The organism is Psychrosphaera saromensis, from assembly GCF_002954545.1.
Taxonomy (GTDB): domain Bacteria; phylum Pseudomonadota; class Gammaproteobacteria; order Enterobacterales; family Alteromonadaceae; genus Psychrosphaera; species Psychrosphaera saromensis.
This window is the reverse complement of the sequence record NZ_MSCH01000003.1, coordinates 1,324,655-1,345,583: the sequence shown is the minus strand read 5'-3', so window position 1 is coordinate 1,345,583 and position 20,929 is coordinate 1,324,655. Positions and strand designations below refer to the sequence as shown.

Here is a 20,929-nt window from a genome sequence, read left to right as displayed (position 1 = left end):
TATTCATACACTTATAACCTAGGTAATCACAAGCAATCGCACAAACAAGTTAAATGCAGGTGACGAGTTAACAAAATTCACCTAACGTGTTGTTTAAGCTAGAGCTAGTAGCTAAAAACAAGTCCCTAAAAAACAGACATAAAACGTTACATTAATTCACCTTATTTTTTATATATTTCATCTCATAGAGACCTCTAATGGACTCACAAAAATAGTAAGGCGTGTTATGCTGCTAACAGCATTAAATTTCAAAATATAAAAACAACAATAAGCTTATAAATAAACTAAGGAACAGATATGAAACTTAAAATAACAGCGCTTGCTATCGCGTTATCATTAGGGCTAAGTGCCTGTAGTAATGAAACAGCAACGACAAAAACTGGTACTCAAAGTGCGTCAGCAACTGTTCAATCTGAATCAGAAAAAGCCAATAAAATGTTTGACGACATGTTTATGGAAGGCGTGATGCGCTCTCCTATTTATCAAACTTATATGGCGATAAAAAAAGATTACGGAAAATGGGATGACATATCTGAAGCTCGTGGATTAGAAGATCATGAATTTGCCAAAGCAAACCTTGTTAAGTTGCAAACGTTAGACAGTGCTAAGTTAGATTCACAAACGGCATTAAGCTACAAGTTACTTGAGCAGCAATTAGAAGATGAAATTGCTGATTATAAATGGCGTAACCATAACTACCCAGTAAACCAAATGTTTGGCTTACACTCTATGGTGCCTTCTTTATTAATTAACCAACATTCAATCTCTTCAGAGTCTGACGCGGTTGCTTACATCAGCCGTTTAAATGGTGTTGAAGCACTATTAGCTGAATTAGAAAAAGGTCTTAACAAACGTGCTGAGCTAGGTATTTTAGCGCCTAAATTTGTATACCCATATGTAATCTCTGACAGCGAAAATCTATTAAATGGTGCACCATTTACTAATGGTGATGACAGTACTTTATTGGAAGACTTTAAACGTAAAGTAACTGCATTAGAGATAGATAAATCTATAAAAGCACAACTGCTTGCCGACGCTAAAAAAGCATTAATCAAGTCAGTTAAACCGGGTTACGAAAGCTTAGTCATGACACTAAAAAAGTTAGAAGCTAAAGCTGATGATCGTGACGGTGCATGGAAATTCCCAGAAGGTGAAGCGTTTTATAACAACGCACTTAAAAACACCACAACGACAAATATGACAGCGGATGAAATTCATAACGTTGGATTAAGTGAAGTTGCAAGAATTCATGACGAAATGCGCACCATCATGAAAAAAGTAAAATTTGAGGGTGACCTACAAGAATTTTTCCAATTCATGAGAACTGACAAACGCTTTTATTATCCTGAAACGGCTAAAGGTAAAGAACGTTACCTTAGCGAAGCAGTTGCCTTAATTGAAAACATGAAGTCGCGTTTAGACGAGCTATTTATAGTAAAACCTAAAGCAGACCTAATTGTAAAAGCAGTTGAATCTTTCCGTGAAAAATCAGCTGGTAAAGCATTTTATCAACAGCCTGCACCAGACGGTTCTCGCCCTGGTACATATTACGCAAACTTATACCGCATGAGCGATATGCCTACATACCAAATGGAAGCACTTGCTTACCATGAAGGTATTCCAGGACACCATATGCAGATTGCGATTGCTCAAGAGCTAGAAGGTATTCCTAAGTTCCGTAAGTTTGGTGGTTATACCGCATACGTTGAAGGTTGGGGTTTGTATTCAGAAATGATCCCTAAAGAAATTGGTCTTTATGAAGACCCATATTCTGACTTTGGTCGCCTATCAATGGAATTATGGAGAGCATGTCGTTTAGTGGTTGATACTGGTATTCATGCGAAAAAATGGACTCGCCAAGAAGGTATAGACTATTACGTTACCAATACACCAAATCCAAAACCAGACGCAGTTAAAATGGTAGAACGTCACGTAGTAATGCCTTCACAAGCAACTGCGTATAAAATTGGTATGCTGAAAATTGTTCAATTACGAGAAGCAGCAAAAGCCAAACTAGGTGATAAATTCAGCTTACCTGAATTCCATGACGTAGTACTTAAAGACGGTGCCGTTCCACTAAGCACACTTGAAGACTTGGTAAATGAGTGGGTTGCTTCTAAAGCATAAAGCTTTTAGAACATAAGCTTATGTTCTAAATTAAACTACTTTCATATAGTAGATGTATGTAGCTACAGTGCTAAGTAGTAAAAACAAAATGGAGTCTAAACACACAAGTTTAGACTCCACTTTTTATTTTACGCTTTAAAGGTTTCAGTGTTTGCCCTTAAAAATACGAAACTAGAAAGCTTACAGTTTAAGTAATAGCTGAATGTATAAAGACTAAATTAGTAGGTATTTATTAATTAGTTTTCGCTGGGTGTTTAGCCACTATTTTTTGATAATAGCCACGAACAATATCCATAGACTCATCCAAGTCATTCACTTCAATACCGTGACCAAAGTGCATTTCTTTATTGCCATAGTCCCAACTGACTAAATACACTGAAACATTCGCCTCTTTAGCAATTCGTAAAAATCCATTTTTCCATTTTGGTACATAATTACGAGTGCCTTCTGGTGCAAGGGCAAAAACCATAGACTCAGACTTATCAAATTCATTTACAATTTGACCTACAAATCCACCCGCTTGTTTTCTGTTAATGGCGATGCCACCTAAACCAAGTAATAAAGGTTTAATCGGCCAAATAAATATTTGATGTTTCCCACCCCAGTTCAATTTTACGTCCAGAGCTAACAAAGTGAACATACCAATAAAGAAGTCCCAATTGGAAGTGTGTGGCGCAATGCAAATAACGCATTTTTTATCAGCTGGAAATTCACCGGTAATTTTCCAACCTAATAAACCCAACATGCTACGGCCAAACCAGCGAGTGAATCGGTTTCCTAGCCTTGAGTGGTGTGGTTGTAATTCTGGTACTGCCATTCTATGGGGTGTTATTTTAAAAGACATAATGCTTCATTTTTTGAAATTGGGTAACGTATATGCCGCTACAGTATATGAAAACCTAATTAACGGCAATTAGTCTAAATGCATGAACACATTGATAAAAGCGTGTATTAACACGCAAATCGGTAAAGATTAAGGTTAGCGCAGTTGGATTATTTTATCCTGATAGGTATGGTGTAATAAGAAATTTCGACAATCGACCTTGGAACCTCACATGAAAATCAACGACATCGCAGAACAAAATTACTTATGGGTTGAAAAGATGGGATGGCATAACAAAACCACCTTAGAAGCCTTAGCGCTTGTTGCATCGGAAGTGGGTGAAGCAATTAACGAATGCCGAAACGAAACACCTACAGACGCCTTTGGCGAAGAACTGGCAGATATAGTACTTAGGGTTTTAGACATAGACCATTGGCAAGGTATTGACCTAGAAAAAGAGATCCTTGCCAAGATGGCAATAAATGAACAAAGAGGCACTAGGGGGCGAGTTAAGTAACTTATAACCTCATTAATAATTACGTTTTAGTGTTATTTTTTAGATCAGATAACTTATTTACTCGGGGGGAACTTTACATAACAAGGCTCCTAAAGTTGAAAGTACACACTCCTAAGAGTAAACCATTCACAATTACACTTGTTATTAAGATTTATTTTTACAAACGAAGCCTGAGCTAGTTACTTTTTTAACATTACCATTACCACATTGTTCTAACGCAGATTTTGATTAGCTTCAACCTCACTGGAAGATAATCCATGCTTTGGTATATTTGAACAACCAAACGTTAGAAAGCATGTAATTAATAAGAATGCACAACACTGACGATGTGGATATATTTACACACCACCAGGGTTGCATTAATAAAAAAGTGATTATTTTTTTTCATCACCTAGTATTGTATTTATCAATTTAAAAAACATACTTGTCAATGTAGGTGGCTCTTTCTGAGATCCAGTTTCTGCAGCTAATACGTCAAGACTAAAAACTAGTATTGATGATATTAATATTATTTTTATCTTTTTCATGTGAACCCTTATTATTATGTGTGAAATTTCACACATAACATACTAGAAATATAATGAGATTAAAACATATAGATTGAATTTTAAGCTTTTAATCTAAATTTGGAGTTCAAAACGTAAGATAGAATTAAATATAAAGTAACCAATGTAGTTAATTGGGTAATACCTGAGTAGTTAGTATAAACCAACATTGGCTTAGCTGAAGTCATATGCCTGATAATATATTCAATTATTATAGCCGCGATAACCAAGTTATAAAAACCAGCGATTCTATATAAATTCCAATCTAAGGGTAAACTTGAGATTCTAAATGTTAATTTAGAATTTAAGATATGCCCTCTAAAGATCAAGAAAAAACGAGTAACTAAATTAAGATAAATCAACCCAATATATGTGTGGATCCTTGGAGCGGGATAATTGGTTACAAACCAATAAATTTCAGCGCATATACTACCAAGCCAGATAGGTAACAGAATACTAAAGACCTGCTTGTCAAATTTAAGCTTATACATAAAAAATAAACCTAAACAATAAACCGCCACTTTAGACATTATTTCCGAACTGATTTCAAATAATAAAGCAGCTAACACCCTTTCCAGTAAAAGGATAAGGCCAATGGAGAATAAGTTTTTATTTACTTTGAATGTAGCAATTAACACGAGTAGTACAAGAATAAACAATCGATCAAAATATAAGGGGTAATCGAAAGATAAATATCCCAAATATATAAACACCAAAGCTAACGTTGCTGTGATCGCTTTTTCAATCCAATCTCTAATGAGATACATAAACTACATACCAAAAAACTTTAGCAACTGAACCTTAAATGATAATTGACTGCTCTCGGACACAGACTGTCTGCACGCTAACCACCAGGCATTAACGACCTCAAGGCTAAGTGCATCTATGACTTTAGGATGTTCATTTTCAATCGCTACAACCGTTTCACGACTGATCCCGATTTCTTTAGCTATTTGAGCTTGAGTAAATCCAGCTTCTTTTCTCAATCCCCTTAGTTCTTTACCTGAAAACTTCATCGCTAATATTTACCCATTCGTTATTTAATTGTAATCCCCTTAAGCATGTTAGCTTATAAAATAAGTGAGGGGACTAATTATTCCTATGTATTATAATCACACTTACAGCTTAGATCACTTTTAATAGCTAAAATAATTCACTTACACAAATCTAATACCCTGATTCAGTTCGCGTAGTCTTACAACTTGGGCATATTCATAAATTTAAAAATGGATTGCTCAAAAGAAACAAAGTATCGATTATCTAAACAGGCTGTACCAAAGGAAGAAGAGCTAAAGTCATACTCATATGGCTGATACCTTCCAAAGTATTTAGAACAGTATAAAAACTAATTCTATGTATTAAAAAAGATACTGCTGCATATAGATTATTATTTCTCATCGCCTTGCAATAGAGTTAATAATTCGGCAAAACAATCTTTAATAAATAGATAATTTAATGAAAGTAATATAATTATAAATAAGTATGGTAATAAAGATGCCCCTGAACTAGTAAAAATAGAAATTAGTAAGAAGAAGGAGATAACACTACAACCAATGACAGTGTAGAAAATAAAACTCTGCCTAATTTTTTTCATTAGCTTTTGTTCTTTAGTTTTATCTATTTTATTCATGTATACAAGCCTCTTATAACCTTGCGAGTACCTTGGTTAGAAAGTTCTTATCGCTCACTACTTTGTTAACTGAACATCGGTTAATTCACCATCTAGCAATCGGTAAACCTTGCTTGCCATATTAATAGTTTCTTGTCTGTGTGCAATCATAATACGTGTCATGGATAAGTGTTGGATTTGCTCACTAATTTTAGCTTCATTATCTGTGTCTAAATGGCTTGTCGCTTCATCCATGTATAAAATACTTGGTGATTGATATAACGCTCTGGCTAATAATATACGCTGAAGTTGTCCACCGGAAAGGTTAGAGCCCATGTCACCCACCAAAGAGTTATATCCCATTGTCATTTTACCAATGTCATCATGGATAGATGCTAATTGAGCACACTGCTCTATTTTTGCAAAATCAGGCTGAGGATCAAAAAAACTAATATTGTCAGCAATGGACCCCGCCAATAATGTATCGTCCTGCATAACGGCAGCTATCTGTTTACGGTAATTTTTTAAGCCAATGTGAGTAATGTCTTTACCATCTAGCAACACTTTGCCGGATGTTGGTTGTAATAGCCCAAGCATAATTTTCATTAGCGTTGTTTTACCGGCACCAGATGGGCCAGTTATCGCAATAGAATCACCTGCGTTTAATGACAAGTTAACCTTGTTTAAAATGGCTGCGTCTTCATCACTATAAGCAAAACATATATTTTCTAACGTTAGCGCGCCTTTGGAATCACCATTTTTAATCTGTACAGAGCCCTCTCTATTAGCCTCTTGACTGGTGAGCGCAATATCGGAAATTCGGTCAAGATGTAAACGCATCATTTTAAACTGAATAACTTGCTCAATTAAATTAGCAAAACGTTGCGTTAGCTGACCTTTATAAGCAATAAACGCCAATACCATACCTACAGTTAAGCTATTAAACATCACCATCTGCGCAGCAAAATAAATAACAAATACATTCTCTAGACCAAATAACAGTTTGTTAAAAGACTCAAAACTTATGTTTAGTCGGCCAAGTCTAATTTCAGAATTTATCACTTCTGCATAACGGTTTTGCCAAATACCTTGTCGCTGAGATTCATTACCAAACAGTTTTATGGTTTGCATGCCACGGATATTTTCTAAAAAACTAGATTGCTCTTTGGCTGAGCTTTGGATCATCTCCTCTGTTGCCTGGTGCAAAGGACGGTACAAAACTAAACGCACTATTGTATATAAAGTTATTGCACCTAAAACAATAGCGGTGAGTTTTAATGAATATAACGCCATCATAATTAATACCGTAATAGACATCACACCATCTACTAAGGTCTCTACAAAACCAGTAGTAATCCGTTCACGGATTTGCGCAAGGGATCCAAAACGAGAAATAATATCTCCCACATGGCGTGACTCAAAATAATTCATGGGCAAACGCAATAAGTGTCTGAGTAAATTCACACCCATTTGCATATTAAGCAAACTAGATAAACGCAATATTAACCAACTACGTACCGCATTAGTCACAGTAGAAATAATAACAATTAAACCAAAGCCCATTGCCAACACAGTTAACAGTGGTTCATCAAAACTGACTAATACTTCATCCACTACCCACTGCATATAATACGGCGACATCAGTGCAAAAAGTTGTAACACTAGAGATAAAGCCACCAGTTTAACCAGTCCAGATTTTAATCCAGACATTGAACTCCACAACTGGGTAAACTTCATTCGAGCTTGTTCTTGTTTTACTTCAAATTTATTAGTGGGGGTTAACTCCAAACAAATACCAGTAAAGTGTTTACCAAATTCATCAGCACTTAAAGTACGTTTACCTACGGCGGGATCATTAATAGAAAAAGTAGATTTATTGCCTTTACCAGAGACTTTAGTTAGCACCACAAAGTGATTCATATCCCAATGTAAAATGCATGGCGTTGCTAATTTATGCACGTCATCTATCGGGCATTGTAATGCACGGCTTGCTAAACCAAGACTGTCACCCACATCAATTAATTGCTGCAGGTTCATGCCTTTTAAGTTGGCAGAAAAACGCTTCCGCATGGCAGGCATATCAAGTTGGTGGCCATAAAAACTCGCCACCATCGCCATGGAAGCAAGTCCACATTCAGCAACTTCCGCTTGCAGGATTAAAGGAACTGATTTTAATGATGAGAAGTTAAGTAATGAACTATTATTTATTGTATCTTCCATGATCGTCACCTTTAAAATTGGTCGAGTATTCAAATGTTGCTTATGCACAGAACTAAGTATTATTTTGTATAAATATATCTGATTATTTTTATAAGTCCGCTGCGTTATATTGCATTGTGTGAGAAAACACAGCGCTTGCTAAAATCCCAACAAAAGAAACCGAGAGTAAGCGTTCAAAATCACAAAAAATAAATACATTGTGATAAAGAGTATGTTTTTCATCTTACCTGCTAAAAAAATAAATCACTAACTAACAACTTTGGTCAGTTCATATATTTCTTTGGTAACCCTAATATTAAGCTGATATCTAAAAAAACTAGCCATCTCCTCCATAGAAACCAAACCACATTCAGCTTAGAGAATAAATGTAACTAATAATTATAGTCATAAAAGCCCAGTTGATAACGAAAGAACATTCATAGCAACATGTCCAATTATCGGATACCATAAATTACCAGTAAAATAACGAAGCCATCCAAAAATACACGATGAAACAAAAATTAAAGCTAAAAGGATAGGCTGCTCATATTGAGTGTGTATAAATGTAAAAATAATACTTGGCATAATAACTGCTCCTGCCGGACCTAACGTACTGTATTTTAATCTTTCATAAGCTATTCCTCTAAATATAATTTCTTCGATAAAAGGACCCACTACACCAACAATTATAAATAACATCACGACTTCTAATATTGAATCTGTTTGATACTCAAGCTCGAGTAAAAAACTCGGTACTTCTAATATTTCAAACTTAAAAAATAACGACTCAAAAAATGAAAATACAAACATCACTAGAATACTTCCCAGTAATGGATAAATCGAGATAGACTTAAATGCTAATTTTCTTATACAGTCCGAGTAGCTTTTAACGTCTAGAGAGTATTTAATTAATGGAATAATTAATATTGTCCACATAATTGTACTTAAGAAATTAAAGAATGGATTAGACTCTATATGTTCTAACGTAGACACATCGCTCAGAAACAGAGAGCCCACCCCTGAAATTAAAATAAAAAATGCTGAAAAAAAAGGTAAAACTATTGATAGGAAAAATATCCAATACGCCGTATTTAAGACATCTCCAATTTTTTTATTTCTTTGATCAAATACTTCTTCCATACTTTCACTTTTATAATAGATGAGAGCATCCATGCTCAAAAAACTCCTATTTAGTTTATATACTTTATTAGGTGTCGCTTAACCATTCCATTCTCCATTATATCTACTAGGCCCTCTAAAAGATGGCATACGAGATAAGTATTTTACTGCCATTCTTGCCGCTCCAGTCCACGATATACCACCATTAACTTGCTCTATTTCATTTACGTTTAATTCACGCATAATATATACTCCATGTTTCCGACATTACTTTTATACGAAAGTTGCCGGATTGTTAATTTGCTAGCTTAATTATTTAAGTTAGCGGTTAATTTGGCTGGCTTTAGTTGTTCTGTTCAAAGTTGACTAAAGCTAGCCGCTCTATTTTCATTTTACTTTGTTATAAAAGTAGAATGAGAATTCTTATTGGCCAAAAATATATGGTGATACTTGCATTTTTTTGTAACCACCAGTAAGAGGGTCGCGAACCCAAATATATTCAGGCTCTGGCGCATTAAATGAACCACCATTAACTTGCTCTATTTCATTGACGTTTAATTCACGCATAATCTATACTCCATGTTTCCGACATTCTCTTACCATTAAGATGTTTGTCGGAATTAATTCGCTAACTTAATTATTTAAGTTAGCGGTTAATTTGGCTGGCTTTAGTTGTTCTGTTCAAAGTTGACTAAAGCTAGCCGCCCTATTTTCCATTCAAGATCTAGTTATTAACACTAATCTTCTGATTAGAAAGTCCTTAGTTAGAAAATTCTTTTAAATTCTTATCGCTACTTATTACCAAACACCCATTTTAGTTTAGCCATAGCTTTAACCAACTCGGCCTTTTAAGCTGTATAGCGGCTCTAGCAGCCATTCTATTAATGTGCGCTGCTCAAGCATGATGTCTGCGTCAAATAACATCCCGCTTTTTAAGTCGAACTCTTTGCCAAAAGCTTGTATTTGCTGTTGGTTCAACTTGGCTCTTAATCTATAAACTGGCTCTTGTAGTGCAATAGGCATTTGTCTTTCATTTGGTGTGATCAGAGTTTGGTCTATTTGTACAATTTGGCTTTGGATAAAACCGAAGCGTTGATATGGGAAGGCATCAAAACGTAACCGAGTGTTATTCCCTTCCTCAATAAATCCAGCTGAACGAGTTGGCAATAGCAGTTCTGCAATCAGTTCTGAGTCTTCTGGCAAAATATGTAATATGGATTTGGCTTGAGTTAAGTTTTCACCTTCAAACACTTGAATACCAGACACAACTCCGCCTTGGCTCGCGGTAATCGTATATTTATGGCCGTTAGATATTTGGGCTATCTGGCTGGAAAATTCACTTTGTTGGCGTTTAAGATTATTGATTTTAAGTGCATATTGCTGAGGAATATTTTCAATATTAAAACGAACTTGAGTCAGTTCATTTTGTTGTTGTATTAACAAACGATTTATATTTTGTTTCTCTTGTTTTGCGCCTAGTAACTCTTGCTCTTGAGTGTCTTTTTCAAACTTGGAGAGATGGCCATTTTTACTTAACGTATTAAAGTATTTTTGTTGTGCCAACAATAAGGTTAACTTTTCATCCGCTAACGTTAGCTGATTTGTTAATGCACCTTGTTCATTTTTTAATGCTAAATAACGTTGTTTTAAATGTTTAACTTCTTGTAATTGGAGTGTGTTGTGTTGGCTTATTTCATCAGAGAGCATTAACTTTTGACGTTCAACTTGCTCAATAAGCTGGTCACTTAAGTCAATGCCTGTGGCGTTTTTCTTTTGAATAATAATACTAACAAGCGGTTGACCTTTTATTACCTTATCGCCCTCTTTTACCCAAAGCTTATCGACCACACCACCTTGTGTGGCTACGCTTTTAACCACGCCTTTTATTGGGATTAAAAAGCCACGAACGGTTTCTTTTCTAGAATACTCAGCAGTAAAAATAAATAACACAATTGTAGCGGTAATGGCGACAAGCGTACCTACCGTTAATTTTATTGATAATGGCTGAGCCAGTATAATCTCACCCGTTAGGCGTTCACTTTGTTGAGCTACAGCTTCCTTTCTAAATAGCGACATATTAATTCCGATTAATAACAACGTGCAACAACTTAATGTTGGAATATTTCCACACAAAATAAGTTGCGTCAATAAAAATTTTTATTAATTTACACTAGATGATATTGCATTTGTTAATTTTATAAAAACATAATAAAATCAAAGATTTAGTTACATACTAAGCTGATACGTCAAGGCAAAAACTAGTATTGGTGATATTAATACCATTCTTATATTTTCATGTAAACCTTAATTTAAACGTGTGTATTTTTACATAACCACACTTAAAATAAACTATTAGCTACAAGTCAACGCAATTACATCCTAAATCACCATTGGTTGTATACCACTCATCATAATATCCTGAGAATCTACATTGCTCCTCCACTCTTTTGCAATCAAGAGAACTATTCCCTCGTTGTCCAGATTGAGATGTACAGGCACTCAAAAAGATAATGCAGGTAATAAAGATATATTTATTCATTTTCATTCCTTGATTTCAGGTACATTTGACGATTAGGGAAATCAAATTTTGACAAAATATTAGTCCCTAAAATATTTTTCTCACCCTTTATAAAGCTAACGTCTTGAATGACATGACCATTTATATTTAATTTTTTAAAACTATAAAACTCGCCACCATAGCCATGGAAGCCAAACCACATTTAACAACTTCAGCTTGCAGGATCAATGGAACTGATTTTAAGGATGAAAAGTTAATTAGTTTTTGAATTTGTGATTACATATATAAACCGGTGTACATTAAAGAACACATAATTGGAATAGTAGTTTAAGTTAGCTTCGCTGCATTTTTCACAAAAATACTAACGGTCATATTTTTTTCTTTTTAAAGATAACAATTTCAAATAAAAAGAATGTAATAAAGACAACAGTAGCCAAACAAGGATTACCATGAGACCGACATCTACTTCTTTATTATCCCTATAGTAGGTATAGCTAGTCAAAGATACTACTAGTATAAAAAAAATTTTTAACATCTTTTTCACTTAAAATTAGAATTGAAGTTGAAATAGCAAATAGCTATTTGCTATTTGCTATTTGCTATTTGCTATTTAGCAGTCTCAGTGTCAGAGACTAAAGTTTCAGTAGTCTCCAAAACTGTAATAGCACGTGCTGTGTTTTTCGAACTAAAAGACTTCACAATAGCCTTAATTGCACTCACAATGAATCCACCATTAACTTGTTCAATTTCATTTACGTTTAATTCACGCATAATATATACTCCATGTTTCTGACATTTCTTTGCTTGTATCCAGGCTTAAGATTTGTCGGATTGTTAATTTGCTAGCTTAATTATTTAAGTTAGCGGTTAATTTGGCTGACTTTAGTTGTTCTGTTCAAAGTTGACTAAAGCTAGCCGCTCTATTTTCCGTTAAGGTCTAGTTATTAACACTAATCCCTTAGTTAGAAAATTCTTTTAAATTCTTATCTCTACTTATTACCAAACACCCATTTTAGTTTAGCCATAGCTTTAACCAACTCGGCCTTTTAAGCTGTATAGCGGCTCTAGCAGCCATTCTATTAATGTGCGCTGCTCAAGCATGATGTCTGCGTCAAATAACATCCCGCTTTTTAAGTCGAACGCTTTGCCAAACGCTTGGATTTGCTGTTGATTCAACTTAGCACTTAACCTATAAACAGGCTCTTGTAGTGCAATAGGCATTTGTCTTTCATTTGGTGTGATCAATGTTTGATCTATTTGTACAATTTGGCTTTGGATAAAACCGAAGCGTTGATATGGGAAGGCATCAAAACGTAACCGAGTGTTATTCCCTTCCTCAATAAATCCAGCTGAACGAGTTGGCAATAGCAGTTCTGCAATCAGTTCTGAGTCTTCTGGCAAAATATGTAATATAGATTTTGCCTGAGTTAAGTTTTCGCCCTCAAAAACTTGAATGCCAGATACGACTCCGCCTTGGCTCGCTGTAATAGTATATTTATGGCCGTTAGATATTTGTGCTATTTGGCTAGAGAATTCACTTTTTTGGCGTTTAAGACTATTTATTTTAAGGGCGTATTGCTGAGGAATATTATTAATATCAAAAGTAACTTGGCTAAGTTCATTTTGTTGTTGTATCAACAAGCGATTGATATTTTGTTTCTCTTGTTTTGCGCCTAGTAACTCTTGCTCTTGAGTGTCTTTTTCAAACTTGGAGAGATGGCCATTTTTACTTAACGTATTAAAGTATTTTTGTTGTGCCAACAATAAGGTTAACTTTTCATCCGCTAACGTTAGCTGATTTGTTAATGCACCTTGTTCATTTTTTAATGCTAAATAACGTTGTTTTAAATGTTTAACTTCTTGTAATTGGAGTGTGTTGTGTTGGCTTATTTCATCAGAGAGCATTAACTTTTGACGTTCAACTTGCTCAATAAGCTGGTCACTTAAGTCAATGCCTGTGGCGTTTTTCTTTTGAATAATAATACTAACAAGCGGTTGACCTTTTATTACCTTATCGCCCTCTTTTACCCAAAGCTTATCGACCACACCACCTTGTGTGGCTACGCTTTTAACCACGCCTTTTATTGGGATTAAAAAGCCACGAACGGTTTCTTTTCTAGAATACTCAGCAGTAAAAATAAATAACACAATTGTAGCGGTAATGGCGACAAGCGTACCTACCGTTAATTTTATTGATAATGGCTGAGCCAGTATAATCTCACCCGTTAGGCGTTCACTTTGTTGAGCTACAGCTTCCTTTCTAAATAGCGACATATTAATTCCGATTAATAACAACGTGCAACAACTTAATGTTGGAATATTTCCACACAAAATAAGTTGCGTCAATAAAAATCTTTATTAATTTACACTAGATAATATTGTATTGATTAATTTTAGAAAAACATTACTCAACTCAGACCTTTATTTATCTATCAACCTGATATATCAAGGAAAAAAGCTAGTATTGATGATATTAATATCACCCCCCTTACTGAAGTGTATAATTTCACACGAAAAAAATTAAAACATAACAAAATTCAACCTGTAGGTTATTTTTTACGCTTTAAATCAAACTTGGAGTTTAAACTGTAAGATATAATTAAATATAGAGTAACCAATTCTGCAATTTGGTTAAGTATTGAGAAGTTAGCTCCAACTCATTTAGAAGTCTTAGCACTGGTTGCATCTGAAGTGGGTGAAGCAATTAAAGAATACCGAAACGAAATACCTACAGATGCCTTTGGTGAAGTATTGGCAAATATAGTACTTAGGGTTTTAGACATAGCGCATTTGCAAGGTATCGACCTAGAAAAAGAGAGCCTAACCAAGATGGTAATAAATGAACAAAGAGCCACTAGGGGATGAGTTAAGTAGTTCTTTGCTCGCTAACCTCTCTCATAATAAATTTACATTTGAGAGTTGTTTTCTGGGGTAGATAATTTATTTACTCGAGGGAAAAACTTAACATAATAAGAATGTATTAAAGATACTACTAACCACACAAGGATTACCATGAGACCGATTTTTATTTCGCCATTATCTCTATAGTAAGTATAACTAGCCAAAGCGACGACTAATATAAAAAATATTCTTAACATTATTTTTCCCGTAAACAATTTATTAGCAAAAATTTCCTAAGTGCATAAGCACTAACTTAGATGTATGACGTAACACTATAATTTAGATAGGCTTTTTAAAGGTGATTACATTAGCACTAAATATATACGGCTTCCCCCCCTAAAACGCAAATAACTCAATCGTAGAAAATACATTCACCATCATATGCAAGATTATGCAGTACCAAATATTGCTGGTTTTCAAACTAATAAAGCCCAACATCACTCCTATCAAAAGTGTATATCTCATGATAATTAACTCATAATGTACATGTAAAATACAAAAAAAAATACTAGTGTAGACAATAGCATCAGGTGAACCAACTCTACTGTTTTGAAGTCTTGAAAAAATAACACCTCTAAAAATCACCTCTTCAACAATCGGCGCAATAATACAAACAGCTATAACAAGTAAAATTAAATCCCAATTAGTACTAACCTGTGATTTTACATCCAACATGTATTGCGGGGTTCCAATACCTAATAACTTAACGGTTAAATATTTAAAAAGGTAATACACAAAGCCAATTACAAATTGGCTTTATTAACGTCTGTTTTTTTAATTGGCATCATTTTTATAAAGCTAGCTAAGTGAGTATAAGTAACTTGTTTGGAAGCAGATTTTACTAAAGGAATAGATAAGAGCATTGCAATTAAGGACGTATAAAACATGATATCTGGCTTTAAAAACTGTGCTTCTATATCATCAGAAGCAACACCATTTATACTCAAACCGACTGTAAATACAAAACTAATTATGATCTAAAGCCCAACAGTTAATGTAAAGCACCATAATAAAGATCCTGAAAGTGAAAACACGTCCTTTTCTTGATTCAAGTTATCCATAATTTATTTCCTTTTTAGATTATTTCTTTTTTAGTTTAAAACTTATTCAATTAAAGCTTATTGAGTTCGGTCAACTGGCCATCAAGTAACTGATAAACTTTATTGGCCATATTAATCGTTTCTTTCCTGTGTGCAATCATAATACGCGTCATTGATAAGTGCTGGATTTGCTCACTAATTTTAGCTTCATTATCTGTGTCTAAATGGCTTGTCGCTTCATCCATATATAAAATACTTGGTGATTGATATAAAGCTCTGGCGAGTAAAACGCGCTGAAGTTGTCCACCTGAAAGGTTAGAGCCCATGTCACCCACCAAAGAGTTATATCCCATTGTCATTTTACCAATATCATCATGAATAGACGCTAACTGAGCACTCTGCTCTATTTTTGCAAAATCAGGTTGAGTATCAAAAAAGCTAATATTGTCAGCAATGGACCCCGCCAATAATGTATCGTCCTGCATAACGGCAGCTATCTGTTTACGGTAATTTTTTAAGCCAATGTGAGTAATGTCTTTACCATCGAGCAATACCCTGCCAGATGTTGGTTGTAATAGCCCAAGCATAATTTTCATTAGCGTTGTTTTACCCGCACCAGATGGGCCAGTAATCGCAATAGAATCACCTGCGTTTAATGACAAGTTAACATTGTTTAAAATGGATGCATCTTCATCACTATAAGCAAAACATATATTTTCTAACGTTAGCGCTCCTTTTGAAGAACCAGTTGAAAGTTGTAGACTTCCATTACCATCGCCTTTCCCTTCTCTATTAGCCTCTTGATTAGTGAGCGCAATATCGGAAATGCGGTCAAGGTGTAAACGCATCATTTTAAACTGAATAATTTGCTCAATTAAATTAGCAAAACGTTGCGTTAGCTGACCTTTATAAGCAATAAACGCCAATACCATACCAACGGTTAAGCTATTAACCATCACCATCTGTGCAGCAAAATAAATAACAAATACATTCTCTAGACCAAATAACAGTTTGTTAAAAGACTCAAAACTTATGTTTAGTCGGCCAAGTCTAATTTCAGAATTTATCACTTCTGCATAACGGTTTTGCCAAATACCTTGTCGTTGAGATTCATTACCAAACAACTTAATGGTTTGCATGCCACGGATATTTTCTAAAAAACTAGATTGCTCTTTGGCTGAGCTTTGGATCATCTCCTCTGTTGCCTGGTGCAAAGGACGGTACAAAACTAAACGCACTATTGTATATAAAGTTATTGCCCCTAAAACAATAGCAGTCAACTTTAATGAATATAACGCCATCATAATTAATACCGTAATAGACATCACACCATCTACTAAGGTCTCCACAAAACCAGTAGTAATCCGTTCACGGATTTGCGCAAGGGATCCAAAACGAGAAATAATATCTCCCACATGCCGAGACTCAAAATAATTCATTGGCAGGCGCAATAAATGCCTGAGTAAATTCACACCCATTTGCATATTAAGCACGCTGGATAAACGCAGAATAAGCCAACTACGTACTGCGTTGGTTATAGTGGAAATAATAACAATTAAGCCAAAGCCCATAGCCAACACAGTTAACAAGGGTTCATCAAAACTAACTAATACCTCATCCACCACCCACTGCATATAATATGGCGACATCAGTGCAAAAAGTTGTAATACCAAAGACAAAGATACCAGCTTAACCAGTCCAGATTTTAATCCAGACATTGAACTCCACAACTGGGTAAACTTCATCCGAGCTTGTTCTTGTTTTACTTCAAATTTATTAGTAGGGGTTAATTCCAAACAAATACCAGTAAAATGTTTACCAAATTCGTCAAAGGTTAAGGTACGTTTACCGACGGCGGGATCATTAATAGAAAAAGTAGATTTACTGCCTTTACCAGAGACTTTAGTTAGCACCACAAAGTGATTCATATCCCAATGTAAAATGCATGGCGTTGCTAATTTATGCACGTCATCTATCGGGCATTGTAATGCACGGCTTGCTAAACCAAGACTGTCACCCACATCAATTAATTGCTGTAAGTTCATGCCTTTTAAGTTGGCAGAAAAACGCTTCCGCATGGCAGGCATATCAAGTTGGTGGCCATAAAAACTCGCCACCATCGCCATAGAAGCTAAACCACATTCAGCAACTTCGGCTTGCAGGATCAAAGATACTGATTTTAAAGATGAGAAGTTTAAGATTGAGTTGTCGATTGTTGTACCCTCCATGCTCTTAATCCTTTAAGCCTTCAACTTAAAGGATTAAAATTACGACTTACGCCAGTGAATTAGTGAGATATGAATTTACCCTTTCCAAGTCAATATCTTCTTTTAAATTAACCTTAATGAGTCTTGCTAAGAGCACTCCAGCTATAAATATAAAGCGATCCATAAGCACAATCCTAAAATAGGCGGTAATACAAAATATTTAATTGATAATACCTTTTTACTTTCACGTAAATAATTATATAAGAGGCCCTAGTAGTATTAATAAAAGTAAATTGAACAGATCAATTTCGTAACCGTAAATAACACTTAAAAATGTTTGGCAAAGTAGGAATGTTAAACAAAAGTTTAATACTACAGAACCTACTTTCAAGTCTAATTGTTGCATAGATTATTCTCCCAAATACTAGACTCTAGCATCGTGAGTTTTTTTATTATTGGCTACATAATTTTCATATGATGCCGTTGTACCTACCCAATATACGTAGCCATATACGAGTGATGCAACTAACCATATAAAACAAATTCTCATAATCTCCATTTTACCTACATCATTCATTACCAGCTTAAGCGAAATAAATAAAAATGCTGCTGTTACCCCCCATTTAATGACACCTTCAATTAATATGAACTTAAACATTCCACTCTGTCTTTGGCTATTCCATTTTTCTATGTTGTCATCGTTCCAGTCTTGATAAATAGAACAGTATCTAATAAGTACTTTTTTCATTGTATGCCTTCATAGTTTCGAAAAATGCAAAGAGTATCTAAGTACTCTTTGCACATTAATTTAAAGCTTCTGCATGTTATTTATTATCAAGACTTAGTTAGTGATGGAAGGACGGTTGAATATACTGAAGTTGTACCCAATAAAGCCCCAGCAAATTTTTGTCCTGCTTTGAAAGCAGCACTAGCTAAGCCACCAGTAGCACCTGCTATAGCCCCCATCATGACCGCACCAACGATATCACCGGTACTACCTCCAGATGCAGCCTCATTAGCACCACCAGCAATCGCACCTATAATAGCACCAGGTATAACACCACCATTAACTTGTTCAATTTCATTTACGTTTAATTCACGCATAATATATACTCCATGTTTCCGACGTTCTCTTACCATTAAGATGTTGTCGGATTGTTAATTAGCTAACTTAAATTATTTAAGTTAGCGGTTAATTTGGCTGGCTTTAGTTGTTCTGTTCAAAGTTGACTAAAGCTAGCCGCCCTATTTTCCATTAAGGTCTAGTTATTAACACTAATCTTCTGATTAGAAAGTCCTTAGTTAGAAAATTCTTTTAAATTCTTATCGCTATTTATTACCAAACACCCATTTTAGTTTAGCCATAGCATTAATCGACACGGCCTTTTAAGCTGTATATGGGTTCTAGTAACCATTCTATTAATGTGCGTTGCTCAAGCATGATGTCTGCGTCAAATAACATCCCGCTTTTTAAGTCGAACGCTTTGCCAAACGCTTGGATTTGCTGTTGATTCAACTTAGCTCTTAATCTATAAACTGGCTCTTGTAGTGCAATAGGCATTTGTCTTTCATTTGGTGTGATCAATGTTTGATCTATTTGTACAATTTGGCTTTGGATAAAACCGAAGCGTTGATATGGGAAGGCATCAAAACGTAACCGAGTGTTATTCCCTTCCTCAATAAATCCAGCTGAACGAGTTGGCAATAGCAGTTCTGCAATCAGTTCTGAATCTTCTGGCAGAATATGCAATATAGATTTTGCCTGGGTTAAGTTTTCTCCCTCAAAAACTTGGATGCCAGACACGACTCCGCCTTGGCTCGCGGTAATCGTATATTTATGGCCGTTAGATATTTGTGCTATTTGGCTAGAAAATTCGCTTTGTTGGCGTTTCAGACTATTGATTTTAAGGGCATATTGCTGAGGAATATTTTCAATATTAAAACTAACTTGAGTGAGTTCATTTTGTTGTTGTATCAACAAACGATTAATATTTTGTTTTTCTTGTTTTGCGGCTAGTAACTCTTGCTCTTGAGTGTCTTTTTCAAACTTGGAGAGGTGACCATTTTTACTTAACGTATTAAAATGATCTTGTTGTGCCAACAATAAGATTAACTTTTCATCCGCTAAAGTTAACTGATTTGTTAATGCACCTTGTTCATTTTTCAATGCTAAATAACGTTGTTTTAAATGTTTAACTTCTTGTAATTGGAGTGTGTTGTGTTGGCTTATTTCATCAACAAGCATTAACGTTTGATGTTCAATTTGCTCAATAAGCTGGTCACTTAAATCAATTCCTGTGGCGTTTTTCTTTTGAATAATAATACTAACAAGCGGTTGGCCTTTTATTACTTTATCACCCTCTTTCACCCAAAGTTTATCAACCACACCACCTTGTGTTGCTACGCTTTTAACTACACCTTTGCTTGGGACTAAAAAGCCACGAACTGTTTCTTTTCTAGAATACTCAGCAGTAAAAATAAATAACACAATTGCAGCAGCAATGGCGACAAGTGTGGCTACCGTTAACTTTATTGATAATGGCTGAGCCAGAATAATCGCGCCCGTTAGGCGTTCACTTTGTTGGGCTACAGCTTCCTTTCTAAATAGCGACATAATAAATTCCGATAAAAGGAACGTAAGGTATTATTGAATATAATCCACATTTATATAAAAACAAGGCGGGTAATAAATAATTTTATAAGCGTATAAAATTACTAGAAAAATAAAAAATATTCTTTGAATTAACTTAAAACCCAACGACTCAGCATTCATACCAGGAGCATGAATGTCTGGAACATTCATCAACAGCTTTAGCTGGCCCGTAGGGCTTGATGTTGTTCCACTTGTTTATTTACACAATCAGCAAGCCAAAACATGTTTTGTCATGTCTGCGATAGGTTTAAAAATAGTTTATGCTTCGCTAAATTGATTTGACGTAGAACAACTATGCCTACACAATCTATCTCGCCTAAACAATTTTTAATTCCTACTGAATGCGCAAATAAACAAGCGTAACAACATATACATGGATGTATTTCATAATCTAACCGAGCGCAGAGAGCGTTCGATGTGTAGTGAAACTATCTTATTATTCCCCACGCCATATGATGCGAACGATAAGCATGCGAAAAGTATTCAGAATATATAAGATTTGAATTTAATAATATAAGAATGGGAATATTAAGATGGTGCCTCGTACTCGGAGCATAAATGTCTGGAACATTCATCAACAGCTTTAGCTGGCCCGTAGGGCGAAGTACATGGATGTACGGAGTCATCGAACCTCGCGAAGCGAGCGTTCGATTATGTTGAGTCACAATCTT

The 20,929-nt window shown here is 35.1% G+C and carries 21 protein-coding genes; 3 read left to right on the top strand and 18 right to left on the bottom strand.

All coding sequences use genetic code 11. The annotated features are described in order from the left end of the window. Nucleotides 1-297: 297 nt before the first annotated feature. Nucleotides 298-2,127: a DUF885 domain-containing protein gene (locus BTO11_RS06310; RefSeq protein WP_105051805.1), complete on the top strand. Its 1,830-nt coding sequence runs from the start codon at nt 298-300 to the stop codon at nt 2,125-2,127. 232 nt (nt 2,128-2,359) lie between these two features. Here the strand turns inward: BTO11_RS06310 and BTO11_RS06305 are convergent, their stop codons facing one another. Continuing rightward, entirely contained in the window at nt 2,360-2,971 is a 612-nt protein-coding gene (locus BTO11_RS06305) for a 1-acyl-sn-glycerol-3-phosphate acyltransferase (RefSeq protein WP_105051804.1), read from the bottom strand. A gap of 211 nt (nt 2,972-3,182) precedes the next feature. Here BTO11_RS06305 and BTO11_RS06300 point away from each other — a divergent pair, with 211 nt between their 5' ends. Continuing rightward, nucleotides 3,183-3,467 (top strand): nucleoside triphosphate pyrophosphohydrolase family protein, encoded by a 285-nt coding sequence (locus tag BTO11_RS06300; protein WP_105051803.1) that lies wholly within the window; start codon nt 3,183-3,185, stop codon nt 3,465-3,467. Between the two features lie 607 nt (nt 3,468-4,074). On the opposite strand, the gene BTO11_RS06295 is transcribed toward BTO11_RS06300, so the two are convergent. The 11 genes from BTO11_RS06295 to BTO11_RS06260 all read right to left on the bottom strand — a co-directional run bounded on the left by BTO11_RS06295 (nt 4,075) and on the right by BTO11_RS06260 (nt 13,731). Next, on the bottom strand, nt 4,075-4,779 hold the full coding sequence (locus BTO11_RS06295) for a hypothetical protein (protein ID WP_105051802.1): 705 nt from the start codon (nt 4,777-4,779) through the stop codon (nt 4,075-4,077). 3 nt (nt 4,780-4,782) lie between these two features. Beyond that, nucleotides 4,783-5,028 carry a helix-turn-helix transcriptional regulator gene (locus BTO11_RS06290; RefSeq protein WP_105051801.1) on the bottom strand — a complete coding sequence of 82 codons (246 nt, stop codon included), beginning with the start codon at nt 5,026-5,028 and terminating at the stop codon, nt 4,783-4,785. Nucleotides 5,029-5,399: 371 nt separating this feature from the next. After that, nucleotides 5,400-5,642, bottom strand: coding sequence for a hypothetical protein (locus BTO11_RS06285; RefSeq protein ID WP_105051800.1), 243 nt, complete (start codon nt 5,640-5,642; stop codon nt 5,400-5,402). A 57-nt stretch (nt 5,643-5,699) separates the two neighbouring features. Then, nucleotides 5,700-7,841 carry a peptidase domain-containing ABC transporter gene (locus tag BTO11_RS06280; protein ID WP_105051799.1) on the bottom strand — a complete coding sequence of 714 codons (2,142 nt, stop codon included), beginning with the start codon at nt 7,839-7,841 and terminating at the stop codon, nt 5,700-5,702. Between the two features lie 384 nt (nt 7,842-8,225). Further along, nucleotides 8,226-8,960, bottom strand: a complete 735-nt coding sequence (locus tag BTO11_RS06275) for a CPBP family intramembrane glutamic endopeptidase (RefSeq protein ID WP_181135858.1) — start codon at nt 8,958-8,960, stop codon at nt 8,226-8,228. A gap of 78 nt (nt 8,961-9,038) precedes the next feature. Beyond that, entirely contained in the window at nt 9,039-9,182 is a 144-nt protein-coding gene (locus BTO11_RS16465) for a hypothetical protein (RefSeq protein WP_181135857.1), read from the bottom strand. Between the two features lie 180 nt (nt 9,183-9,362). Continuing rightward, nucleotides 9,363-9,506 carry a hypothetical protein gene (locus BTO11_RS16460; RefSeq protein ID WP_181135856.1) on the bottom strand — a complete coding sequence of 48 codons (144 nt, stop codon included), beginning with the start codon at nt 9,504-9,506 and terminating at the stop codon, nt 9,363-9,365. A 264-nt stretch (nt 9,507-9,770) separates the two neighbouring features. Continuing rightward, nucleotides 9,771-11,015 (bottom strand): beta-barrel domain-containing protein, encoded by a 1,245-nt coding sequence (locus BTO11_RS06270; protein ID WP_105051797.1) that lies wholly within the window; start codon nt 11,013-11,015, stop codon nt 9,771-9,773. 455 nt (nt 11,016-11,470) lie between these two features. Continuing rightward, nucleotides 11,471-11,659 carry a hypothetical protein gene (locus tag BTO11_RS06265; protein WP_105051796.1) on the bottom strand — a complete coding sequence of 63 codons (189 nt, stop codon included), beginning with the start codon at nt 11,657-11,659 and terminating at the stop codon, nt 11,471-11,473. 404 nt (nt 11,660-12,063) lie between these two features. Continuing rightward, entirely contained in the window at nt 12,064-12,228 is a 165-nt protein-coding gene (locus BTO11_RS16455) for a hypothetical protein (RefSeq protein ID WP_181135855.1), read from the bottom strand. A 258-nt stretch (nt 12,229-12,486) separates the two neighbouring features. Then, nucleotides 12,487-13,731, bottom strand: coding sequence for a beta-barrel domain-containing protein (locus tag BTO11_RS06260; RefSeq protein WP_105051795.1), 1,245 nt, complete (start codon nt 13,729-13,731; stop codon nt 12,487-12,489). A gap of 417 nt (nt 13,732-14,148) precedes the next feature. Between BTO11_RS06260 and BTO11_RS16450 the strand changes: the two genes are divergently transcribed. Continuing rightward, the gene (locus BTO11_RS16450; protein ID WP_181135854.1) at nt 14,149-14,322 is read left to right on the top strand and encodes a nucleoside triphosphate pyrophosphohydrolase family protein; all 174 of its coding nucleotides are present in this window, start codon (nt 14,149-14,151) and stop codon (nt 14,320-14,322) included. Nucleotides 14,323-14,694: 372 nt separating this feature from the next. Here BTO11_RS16450 and BTO11_RS06255 read toward each other — a convergent pair whose 3' ends face one another. The 6 genes from BTO11_RS06255 to BTO11_RS06230 all read right to left on the bottom strand — a co-directional run bounded on the left by BTO11_RS06255 (nt 14,695) and on the right by BTO11_RS06230 (nt 20,219). Then, nucleotides 14,695-15,033: a CPBP family intramembrane glutamic endopeptidase gene (locus tag BTO11_RS06255; RefSeq protein WP_105051794.1), complete on the bottom strand. Its 339-nt coding sequence runs from the start codon at nt 15,031-15,033 to the stop codon at nt 14,695-14,697. A 68-nt stretch (nt 15,034-15,101) separates the two neighbouring features. Then, nucleotides 15,102-15,305, bottom strand: coding sequence for a hypothetical protein (locus tag BTO11_RS06250; protein ID WP_105051793.1), 204 nt, complete (start codon nt 15,303-15,305; stop codon nt 15,102-15,104). A 164-nt stretch (nt 15,306-15,469) separates the two neighbouring features. Then, entirely contained in the window at nt 15,470-17,626 is a 2,157-nt protein-coding gene (locus BTO11_RS06245; RefSeq protein ID WP_105051792.1) for a peptidase domain-containing ABC transporter, read from the bottom strand. A 403-nt stretch (nt 17,627-18,029) separates the two neighbouring features. Next, nucleotides 18,030-18,353 (bottom strand): hypothetical protein, encoded by a 324-nt coding sequence (locus tag BTO11_RS06240; protein WP_105051791.1) that lies wholly within the window; start codon nt 18,351-18,353, stop codon nt 18,030-18,032. An 86-nt stretch (nt 18,354-18,439) separates the two neighbouring features. Then, complete coding sequence (locus BTO11_RS06235; protein ID WP_105051790.1) at nt 18,440-18,709, bottom strand: class IIb bacteriocin, lactobin A/cerein 7B family; 270 nt, start codon at nt 18,707-18,709, stop codon at nt 18,440-18,442. A gap of 265 nt (nt 18,710-18,974) precedes the next feature. Beyond that, complete coding sequence (locus BTO11_RS06230) at nt 18,975-20,219, bottom strand: beta-barrel domain-containing protein (protein WP_105051789.1); 1,245 nt, start codon at nt 20,217-20,219, stop codon at nt 18,975-18,977. Between the last annotated feature and the right edge of the window lie 710 nt (nt 20,220-20,929).

Excerpts from the sequence above, each read along its gene's own strand:
- BTO11_RS06240 (WP_105051791.1), bottom strand. The coding sequence starts at position 18,353 with ATGAAAAAAGTACTTATTAGATACTGTTCTATTTATCAAGACTGGAAC.
- BTO11_RS06310 (WP_105051805.1), top strand. The coding sequence starts at position 298 with ATGAAACTTAAAATAACAGCGCTTGCTATCGCGTTATCATTAGGGCTA.
- BTO11_RS06235 (WP_105051790.1), bottom strand. The coding sequence starts at position 18,709 with ATGCGTGAATTAAACGTAAATGAAATTGAACAAGTTAATGGTGGTGTT.
- BTO11_RS06255 (WP_105051794.1), bottom strand. The coding sequence starts at position 15,033 with ATGTTGGATGTAAAATCACAGGTTAGTACTAATTGGGATTTAATTTTA.
- BTO11_RS06285 (WP_105051800.1), bottom strand. The coding sequence starts at position 5,642 with ATGAATAAAATAGATAAAACTAAAGAACAAAAGCTAATGAAAAAAATT.
- BTO11_RS06260 (WP_105051795.1), bottom strand. The coding sequence starts at position 13,731 with ATGTCGCTATTTAGAAAGGAAGCTGTAGCTCAACAAAGTGAACGCCTA.
- BTO11_RS16465 (WP_181135857.1), bottom strand. The coding sequence starts at position 9,182 with ATGCGTGAATTAAACGTAAATGAAATAGAGCAAGTTAATGGTGGTATA.
- BTO11_RS16460 (WP_181135856.1), bottom strand. The coding sequence starts at position 9,506 with ATGCGTGAATTAAACGTCAATGAAATAGAGCAAGTTAATGGTGGTTCA.
- BTO11_RS16455 (WP_181135855.1), bottom strand. The coding sequence starts at position 12,228 with ATGCGTGAATTAAACGTAAATGAAATTGAACAAGTTAATGGTGGATTC.
- BTO11_RS06295 (WP_105051802.1), bottom strand. The coding sequence starts at position 4,779 with ATGTATCTCATTAGAGATTGGATTGAAAAAGCGATCACAGCAACGTTA.
- BTO11_RS06305 (WP_105051804.1), bottom strand. The coding sequence starts at position 2,971 with ATGTCTTTTAAAATAACACCCCATAGAATGGCAGTACCAGAATTACAA.
- BTO11_RS06230 (WP_105051789.1), bottom strand. The coding sequence starts at position 20,219 with ATGTCGCTATTTAGAAAGGAAGCTGTAGCCCAACAAAGTGAACGCCTA.
- BTO11_RS06270 (WP_105051797.1), bottom strand. The coding sequence starts at position 11,015 with ATGTCGCTATTTAGAAAGGAAGCTGTAGCTCAACAAAGTGAACGCCTA.
- BTO11_RS06265 (WP_105051796.1), bottom strand. The coding sequence starts at position 11,659 with ATGTGGTTTGGCTTCCATGGCTATGGTGGCGAGTTTTATAGTTTTAAA.
- BTO11_RS06280 (WP_105051799.1), bottom strand. The coding sequence starts at position 7,841 with ATGGAAGATACAATAAATAATAGTTCATTACTTAACTTCTCATCATTA.
- BTO11_RS06245 (WP_105051792.1), bottom strand. The coding sequence starts at position 17,626 with ATGGAGGGTACAACAATCGACAACTCAATCTTAAACTTCTCATCTTTA.
- BTO11_RS06290 (WP_105051801.1), bottom strand. The coding sequence starts at position 5,028 with ATGAAGTTTTCAGGTAAAGAACTAAGGGGATTGAGAAAAGAAGCTGGA.
- BTO11_RS06275 (WP_181135858.1), bottom strand. The coding sequence starts at position 8,960 with ATGGAAGAAGTATTTGATCAAAGAAATAAAAAAATTGGAGATGTCTTA.
- BTO11_RS06300 (WP_105051803.1), top strand. The coding sequence starts at position 3,183 with ATGAAAATCAACGACATCGCAGAACAAAATTACTTATGGGTTGAAAAG.